Annotated in this window: 4 protein-coding genes and 1 pseudogene; 2 read left to right on the top strand and 3 right to left on the bottom strand. The window is 50.0% G+C overall.

The window, feature by feature from the left end:
• Positions 1-32: 32 nt before the first annotated feature.
• The 3 genes from Q0X57_RS07330 to Q0X57_RS07320 form a co-directional block, all read right to left on the bottom strand.
• Positions 33-959: an Ig-like domain-containing protein gene (locus tag Q0X57_RS07330; RefSeq protein ID WP_297729675.1), complete on the bottom strand. Its 927-nt coding sequence runs from the start codon at positions 957-959 to the stop codon at positions 33-35.
• Between the two features lie 205 nt (positions 960-1,164).
• Entirely contained in the window at positions 1,165-2,181 is a 1,017-nt protein-coding gene (locus tag Q0X57_RS07325; protein ID WP_297729672.1) for an OmpA family protein, read from the bottom strand.
• Between the two features lie 20 nt (positions 2,182-2,201).
• Positions 2,202-4,472 (bottom strand): outer membrane beta-barrel protein, encoded by a 2,271-nt coding sequence (locus Q0X57_RS07320; protein WP_297729669.1) that lies wholly within the window; start codon positions 4,470-4,472, stop codon positions 2,202-2,204.
• Positions 4,473-4,770: 298 nt separating this feature from the next.
• Between Q0X57_RS07320 and Q0X57_RS07315 the strand changes: the two genes are divergently transcribed.
• Together Q0X57_RS07315 and Q0X57_RS07310 are read left to right on the top strand one after the other, a co-directional pair.
• Positions 4,771-5,028 (top strand): hypothetical protein, encoded by a 258-nt coding sequence (locus tag Q0X57_RS07315; RefSeq protein WP_297729666.1) that lies wholly within the window; start codon positions 4,771-4,773, stop codon positions 5,026-5,028.
• 102 nt (positions 5,029-5,130) lie between these two features.
• Positions 5,131-5,368 (top strand): annotated as a pseudogene (locus Q0X57_RS07310) (TIGR00341 family protein); the annotation flags it as partial.

Below are 5,368 nucleotides of genomic sequence, written 5' to 3'. Positions count from 1 at the left end.
CTATTATATATAAAGGTATCTTGGTTGGTAGCTTACTTCTTCGGTACCGTAGACGTGGCAATCTGTAGTCTCAGACCGAAGCCAGCTCCATCGGAAGCAGGCACAGACTGGATGCAAAGCCACAAGTCACCCTCGGGGTATCGGTCTCTGCAGTAAGCATAAAAGAGAGGCCCTTTTCTTTCATCTTTCGTCATACTAAAGTCTTCGGTAAAGCCGTACCCCTGAGCGATACTCTTGAGTAGATTGTAAGCTTCGCTGTCTTTGCCTTTTTGGTACGCTTTGATGAGAATGTCTTCATTGGATAGATAGGCGGTGAAGAGTAGCAGGAAAGATCGATCCGTACGACCAGGTGTGTATCTGTAAGCGATGCGCTTGATGTAGCGTATGTCGGTATAATTGTCTCCTTGACTCGGGGCGATAAAGGAGAGTGCGTAGGAAGGGCTCCTAGGTACCTTACGATCACCTTCCAAGAGCCAATCTTTAGCTTCGTTTGCCGCCTGTATCTCATCCTTGCGTTGCTCTATCTCCGCAAGGATTGGTATGTAGATTGGGACAAATCGTCTGTCGGGGTCATCAGCTCCTATATATCTCTTGGCATCAATCTGGACGGCAGGCAAGACTTGGACAGGAACGGTGACACGAGCTTCGCCAGCAGCTATAGTTATAGTACAGTGCCCTTCAGCCACGGCGGTTACTAAGCCTTGGTTGCTGACGGTGGCGACGGCCTCATTTGTTGACTGATAGGTGTATCGTAGAGTCGCATCGGCGGGTGTCGCCGAGACGCTTAGCTGTGCATGCTTCCCTATCCGTAATGAGAGCTTATCGGGTGTGACGGATAGCGTTGTCTGAGTAGGCTCCGTGGGTGGCTTCGGCTTTTCGCCTGGCTCCTTGTGACAAGCTATGAGCGAGAGCGTCAGAGCTAGGAGTAAAACGCTTAATGGTAGTGTTTTGATGAACATATGGTTGGGTCTTAGGGAATCTAGAGAATTTCTCTGTCTGAGTGGTACAAAGGTAGAAAAAACAAATCACTTGTCGCACTGTGCCCTTTGGTGGAAATGAACTTAATACAAAAGGAGACCTACACACTCTTTGGTGTAAGTCTCCTTCGGTATGATTAGACTGCTACTGCTATTGACTAGCTATAGGCAGACTGGAGTTGTATTACTAGTAGATGACGTCCATGTCTACACGACGTGCGTCAGTCCGCTTGGCTGGCGTCGTGTCGACACCGTTGTCGTAGCGCTTGATAGCGGCTGCTGGTACGCCAGCCTCTTGTAGAGCCTTGATGACACTAGCCGCACGCTTGGCAGCGAGTCTATTGTTGAAGTCTACAGGACCATCGATACTAGCATAGCCGTATACGAGGACGAGGGCGCGTGGGTCGCCGATGACAAAGTCTGCGACGTTACGTACGGCCTCAAGACCCTCTGCGTTGAGGACATCTGAATTGACCTTAAAGAAGACGCTACGACTGAGCTGTACGTTGTTGCGAGAGCGGTCCTGGTGGATCACCCGACGGTTGTCGTAGTTGTACACAGGAGCCTGTGCAGGAGCCTTCTCTAGCTCATCTATCTGACTACGTAGAGCAGCCAGTTGCTGAGCGATCTGATCATCGTTACGCTGCGGGTTTTGCTGAGCCTCCTTGAGGCGAGCCAGCTCATCTTCGAGTGCTTTGATCTTGTCAGCATCGTTAGCGACTGGAGCGCCTTGAGCACCCTGAGTGACGACTAGGTTGTTGCTCCCAGCGGGGTAGTATAGCTGTCCTCCCCAGCTAATAGGCTGTCCAGCCTGTATGACGGGCTGTGCGAAAGTGGGGACGGAAGCCTTCATCGCATTCAGGTTGTGATACTGTAGTAGTAGGTAGAGGAGGTCTCTATCCTTGTCATCAGTGATGGTTATGTCACGTTGCTGTGCATGTGGACAAGCCGGCTTTCTCACTTCCTCGGTAGCGTCATTCTCTTCGGCAGCTGTGACGATAGCATTGACAAGCGTAGCTAGCTCCTGCTTGGTCATAACCACCACTTTCTCACGTCTGTCACGCTCGCCCTTGTCGACACGCTCTGTGCGGTCGCGCTTCTGGCGAGGTGCTTGACGCTTGTCTTGCTGTGCCTCCACAGAAGTGGAGACAGCAGCCGACAGAAGGATCACGCACAGCCCGACTATTATTGATTTCTTAGTCATACTGTTGTAGTGATAAGTGATTAGAAGTAGAAGCGATATCCGAGAGATACGCTATGATTGCGTAGTGAGTGACGGAAGCCGTAGTCTAGGAAGACGGCACTGTTGAGCTGTGGTAGCTTGTAAGCTGTACCTACGAGGAAGTTAGCACCGAGCTTGGTGTCTGTAAACCAGCCGATACCAGCACCTAGATAAGGTACGAAGTCGCCTAGCTCCTTAAAGTTGAAGTTGTAAGCTACATTACCAGATACACCGATGGTGGTCTTCTTGCCAAAGCCTACGAAGAGCTCAGGGATGAAGTCAAGGTTGGTGTTGCTGATAGGCATGTAAGCACGAGCGCCTACGGCAAAAGTGCTGAGTAGGTTTGCATCCTGAGGCTTAACTAGGTTCGTCCCGATGAGTAGACCTACAGAGTTAAGACGTACGAGACTGTTAGAATCGTTGTCTGCAGGAGTAGCGTCAGCACTTGGCGTTGTCATAGCAGGAGTCTGATAAGCAGGATGAGTAGGAGGCGTTACGATCGTCGTTGCCGTAGCGGGCTGCTGTGTACGCATCTGCTCGCTCTGCTCGATCTTTCTGTCGAGTGCGTCAAGACGATTGAGGATCTCCTCGTTTTGCTTAGCTATCTGCTCGTTGTCTTGAGCCTCTGTAGCCTGAGCTGCAGCCTTAGGGCACTGAGCAGCTTGCTGCTGGAGCATCTGCTGCTGAGCAACATACTGAGGAGAGTTGCCGATGAGGGCATGTACTAGCTCGCGCTCCAGAGGTGTGAGTGCGTCATCGTTAGGCTGACGGTGGAACTGTCCCTTAGACTCGCACTGTCCCTTGGACTTGCACTTACTATGCTCGGCCTTAGTAGCCTTGTTGCGGTCGATGATGCGCTGTGCCATCTCTTCGATCTCAGTTGGAGTCATACGTACGTACTCGTCATCGTTGTCCTGACCATAGTAGTGGTACTCACGATACTCGCGGTACTCCTTGTTGCGCATCTCGTTGACCTTGTCCTGAACCTCCTCGTCTACAGTCGTGTCAAACTGATAGTGACGAGCTGGCTTGCCTAGGTTAAAGCGTACACCGAACTGGTAAGCCATATTCTTGGCAAGGATCTCAGACTTCTTTGTGATAGAAGCTGTCTTGACGCCAGGAGCTGGGTGAGCGATGAAGTTGGCACTACCGAACACGCTGACATAGCGGAAGAGGGGTACCTCTAGTCCTAAACCAGCCATAGCGAAGACTACATCGTGTAGATTAGCCTTGTCTAGCTCAGAAGCCTTCTCAGAGAGCTTGGCATCGAGGTAACCAGCACCGAGGTTAACGTAAGGCGTCACACCACGAGGTAGGTTGAGACGACCGGTGAAGTAACCACCATACATAGCGCGCTCGTTGTCAAACTTGAAGTTAGGCTTCTTACCTGGCTGACCTGCCTGATAGTAGAATGCGCGAACACCGAAGGTGCTATTGAAGTCAAGACCGAGCTGACCACCGTAGAACCATGAGTCACGGCTATTCCAGTAAGAGTTCTTGTTGAAGTCCATGTAGAGCATTGAGGGCTCAACGGTGAAGACCATACCACGGAAGCCGTTAGAGAAGAACTTTCTGTAAGCACGGCTTACCTCATTGCCTCCTGTGGGGTTGTAGCCACCGAGGTAGATGGAGAGACCTGCACGAGCTGAGAAGTTGTTCATCAGAGCTAGACCGTTCTTGTCTGCCTTAGCCTTGGTGATGTCAACGTATGGGTTAAGTAGGTCCGTACGGAAGCCTAGATAGTTGCCCGATAGGTTGAGGGCGATACGACGTGTGAGGTTGATCTTGAAGCCTAGAGCTCCAGAGAAGTATAGGTGATCAGCCTTCATCATCTCGATCTTGTCATCAGCGATGGGTAGCTCATACTTCATGTTTTGTACACCACCTCCAACGAGTACGTAGGGAGCTAGGATGTAACCGTCGAGGAGGTTGAACTTGAGCTCAGCTCCGTAGCGCTCAATGTCGATTCTGCGATCAGACATTTTGTTTTGGAAGACGGGATCAATATTCCACGCTCCATTAGGGTTGCTGAGCTTAGACTTGATGCCGAAAGAGCGGTCATAGACACCGCGTAGCTCTACGACTGGGCCAAAGCCGAAGCCGGCGCGTACGCCCCAGAACATAGCGTTGTCAATATTAAGGGCTTTGTCTAGGAATTGATACTCAACGCCACCACCGACGGTGACGCTAGCATCCTTGACCTGTGCCTTGGTTCCATTGAAGCTCAGCAGAGCTACAAGGACTGTACATAGTAATAGGATTTTTTTATTCATAGTCGAACGATTAAGTTGATTGATGATGCTAAGTGATTAGTACGTGGGCATCGTGACTCCCCCCCCTGTAATCAAAACGGACGCTATAGAAATGCGCCTGCTAAGGGGGACTCCGTTTGTCCTACTGCCAAAGGTATAAAAAACTAGCGACACGGCACAACTTTTGTCCAAATAATTTGCGTGGATTTTACTTTGCATAGCTACACAGAGGCACTGAAAATGATGTCTAGGCGCTACAAATCCTAAATTTCTTGAAAAAAAATCCTCTGACAGTTGCAGAGGGAATTTGTGTATCTCTGTGACGAAGGTTGAGAGGGTGGAACGACTTGAACAATTCCTCCGTGGGGATTCTGGATTATCCAGTGAGGAAACGAAAAATTCTTCGGAACTTTCATTTCATTCTTCCGAAGTTTCATTTCATTCTTCCGAAGTTTTATTCTGCCCCTCGGTGGAGAATTTTCATTTTCTCGTGAGTTATTGGGGAAATACCTCGGGAGAGATTGCCCTCAATGGAGATGTAGGAGTAGCTATAGATGGAGTTGATAGCGCTACATAGCGAGGTCTCATCTATATATCCCTAGGTTGTCATCGGGCTGTGAGTATGGTAGAAAATGAGTACCTTAGCAGTCGCTTATGTCTATTTGGTCGAATTCATCGTATGCCTGCCTCTGAAAACTTCTCTCCTACGATTGACGTCCTGGAGCGTCTGGTCGCTCAGCGAAAGTCTGCACGCCATCAGCATCACGAGCCGATGGCTGACGAGCTGACTAGTTGCCCGACGACTCCTATATATAATAAGGTGGCTCATGATCTAGCTCCCGACCAATACTTGCCTAATAACAAAGTAGCGGTCACAACGGATCAACCCGCACCTAGCAAAGCTACTACAACGCCTA

The sequence above is a fragment of the uncultured Porphyromonas sp. genome (assembly GCF_947254915.1).
GTDB lineage: Bacteria > Bacteroidota > Bacteroidia > Bacteroidales > Porphyromonadaceae > Porphyromonas.
Note: the sequence above shows the minus strand (reverse complement) of the source record. Positions and strands in the feature narration are given on the sequence as shown.

Coding starts and splice junctions, on each gene's coding strand:
- Q0X57_RS07330 (WP_297729675.1), bottom strand. CDS start 959: ATGTTCATCAAAACACTACCATTAAGCGTTTTACTCCTAGCTCTGACG.
- Q0X57_RS07325 (WP_297729672.1), bottom strand. CDS start 2,181: ATGACTAAGAAATCAATAATAGTCGGGCTGTGCGTGATCCTTCTGTCG.
- Q0X57_RS07320 (WP_297729669.1), bottom strand. CDS start 4,472: ATGAATAAAAAAATCCTATTACTATGTACAGTCCTTGTAGCTCTGCTG.